Consider the following 2,667-nt stretch of genomic DNA (forward strand, 5'->3'; position numbering starts at 1 on the left):
TCAGGGTTTGGCGGCGCACCACGGAACGGTTCGAAGACGATGATGCAGACGACTAGAATAAGAAGAACGGCTAACATTAAGGTACGTTTCATGAGACACCTCCATTTGTTTTTATTTATTTTATCAAAATAAAACAAAGCAAGCGGAGGTGTCTTTCAAAAGAAAGGCTATTCCTTTCTTAAATTTCGAGAGTCCGTTTCCCGTGACTTTACAGACAAGAAGTCGGTTCGAACGAAGACGATTCTGTTCGTCATCGATCGAACGTTTCCGCTCGCTGAAGTACGAGAAGTTCAAGCATACGTCAAACAAGCCAGTAAATTCGGCAAGGTTATCTCCATTTAGGAATTAGGTACGATGTAAAAAAGCGTGACGATCGAGCTGACAGGCTCATCTTCCGTATAGTCAACAAATTCCTCTTGTGATTCATGAAACGTATAACGGTTGCTCGGAAAGAGTTCCGTTACCCAGGTCGGAACATGTAAAGAAAGAGGGAAAGACTGAACCCGCTCGAGTGGGAAAGGAGTCCCGTATGGATTCGACGTGTGGACATGCAGTGCGTCTTGTGAAGCATCTTCGAGGGCGATCGTCATATATATCTGATGTTCAATCTGTTTTTTCGCTAGGTGTTGCCGCATGTCCTGCAAAGCACCCAACGCAATCCGAAGATGTGCTTTTCGAATGCGTAGACTCGCGTTGCCGTGTCCATAAAAGTCAGGGTGTACATGCCAGTCGTTAAACCAATCGTCTGTATTGATATAGGAAGGAGAAGAGTAGCTTTTGAACTCGAGTTCTAGATTTTTAAAATAACGGCGTTTGCCGCGAAATTTTTTCATGGTTCATCGACCTTTCACGTATAAATTATTCTATTCTAGCATTATTGATCAAATCTTGTTTATCGAACGACCAATGATGCCGAACCGCCTCGATGATGACATCGGGACGATCCCAGTGCAACATATGTCCTGTACCCGGCACATGGTGGATCGTTGCTTGCGTCATCTCATGTAATAGATTCGTCGCCTGCTGACGGATGGGTGCTTGATCCTGCGGTAACGTTGCGACGTACAACTGAATGTTTGTTAGTGGAACCTCCGCGAGAAAATCAAGGACATCATCATGGTGAAGCGCACGTATGATCGCAGCGGCCGTCGTACCGCGCGCATGCCAGTGGAATCGTCCTTCCTCCATCCGAAGAAGATCGACTCCGGCTTGATCAAGGGAGTGCGAGCGACGGGCATTCGGGGCATAGACGGCAACGTCTAAAAATTCCTCTCATGTCGAAACGGAATCCTCGAAGTCTTGTTCATAAAAGGCGACTTCTTCCTCTACGGAACGACCGTAGAGTCGTTTACTGTGATAGCCGCCGTCAATCAGGATCGTGCTGAGCACACGGTCCGCATGTTCAATCAAATAATAAAGCGAGAGAACACTGCCCCACGAGTGCGACAAGGCATAGAACCGCTTGATATCAAGGATGTGTAAGACTTCGTCGATCCAGTCCGTGAAGGGTTTCATTCGATAGTGTTGGGGATCTGAGAAAGCTGATGTTTTGCCGTGACCGGGTAAATCAATCGCAATCAGACGGAATTCGTCCGCGAGCGCTTCGGCGATTTCAATGAAGCTGAGACTCGTACTGCCGAGTCCATGGAAGCAGACGATCGTCGGAAGCTGTTCGTTTCCCCATTCCGTAATACGGACGGATTGATGCTGACAGGTGATCGTATAACGTTTCATTTGCCATCTCCTTTTTTCTTTTACTGTACCATGAGGAGAATGTTGGGAATTGAAAAATAAGGAAACTTTCTTCAAGGAGTAGCGTAGAGATAGAGGACACGTCATTTACATAGAGGAGAATTCACATGGAAACAATTATTACGATGCTCTTAACAGCCGTTACCTTATATGGACTCGGTGTCCTTGTCACTGGAGTAAAAGAACGCTTGCGTTAATCAAAAATATGTCTAAAGGAGTCCGTCATGTTTCCAATCGTAAAACAAGAATTCACGAACAGCTTCAAAAGCGTCAAGGCAATTCTGTTGATTCTTTTTCTGACGATTACATCCGTCTTCACAGCATCGTATTTGACGAGACATCCGGAACTGCTTGCTGGCGTTAATCAACCGTCTGCTTATACTTCAAGCATTAAGTTCTTCATCCTGTTCTTCGGTTTTCTATTCGTGGCTGCGTTATCACACGATATCATCAATCGTGAAATCGAGACGCGGACGATTCGTTTACTAGTCACGAAGACATCGCGACTGCGAATCGTTTTGGAGAAGTTTCTCGGATCGTTGTTGTTCTGGTGCGCGACGCTAACAATCAATTTCCTTATTGTCTCGCTCTACGCGCAACAATGGTTTTGGATGGATTATCTGACGGTTCTGATCGTCATCCTATATATCACGAGTTTCAATATCTTTTTATCAACAATAATGGCGAAGCCAAGTTTGACGATGTTCCTCGGTATTTTTCTCGGGATCGTCGTACCGATCATCGGTCTGTGGTCAGCTTTCTCAGAGAAATGGTATCTCGTACCGTTTCAATACATCTTGCCGTACCATGCCGTCATCGTGTCTGGAACGTTATTACTGTTACCTGTTTTATGGAGTGGGGTATTTTTGATGGTCGCCTACCTGACGTTAAAACGAAAGGATCTATAATATGACA

4 protein-coding genes are annotated in these 2,667 nt (G+C 45.3%); 1 reads left to right on the plus strand and 3 read right to left on the minus strand.

Annotated elements, in window-relative coordinates; translation table 11 throughout:
• Positions 1-338: 338 nt before the first annotated feature.
• The 3 genes from B2751_RS04815 to B2751_RS04825 all read right to left on the minus strand — a co-directional run bounded on the left by B2751_RS04815 (position 339) and on the right by B2751_RS04825 (position 1,734).
• Positions 339-833 (minus strand): hypothetical protein, encoded by a 495-nt coding sequence (locus tag B2751_RS04815; protein ID WP_290773257.1) that lies wholly within the window; start codon positions 831-833, stop codon positions 339-341.
• A gap of 25 nt (positions 834-858) precedes the next feature.
• Positions 859-1,188, minus strand: coding sequence for an alpha/beta fold hydrolase (locus B2751_RS04820; protein ID WP_290773260.1), 330 nt, complete (start codon positions 1,186-1,188; stop codon positions 859-861).
• Positions 1,189-1,272: 84 nt separating this feature from the next.
• Positions 1,273-1,734: an alpha/beta fold hydrolase gene (locus tag B2751_RS04825; RefSeq protein ID WP_290773263.1), complete on the minus strand. Its 462-nt coding sequence runs from the start codon at positions 1,732-1,734 to the stop codon at positions 1,273-1,275.
• 242 nt (positions 1,735-1,976) lie between these two features.
• Between B2751_RS04825 and B2751_RS04830 the strand changes: the two genes are divergently transcribed.
• Positions 1,977-2,660: an ABC transporter permease gene (locus B2751_RS04830; protein WP_290773266.1), complete on the plus strand. Its 684-nt coding sequence runs from the start codon at positions 1,977-1,979 to the stop codon at positions 2,658-2,660.
• Positions 2,661-2,667 lie beyond the last annotated feature (7 nt).

The organism is Exiguobacterium sp. UBA6282 (assembly GCF_002440475.1).
Taxonomy (GTDB): domain Bacteria; phylum Bacillota; class Bacilli; order Exiguobacteriales; family Exiguobacteriaceae; genus Exiguobacterium_A.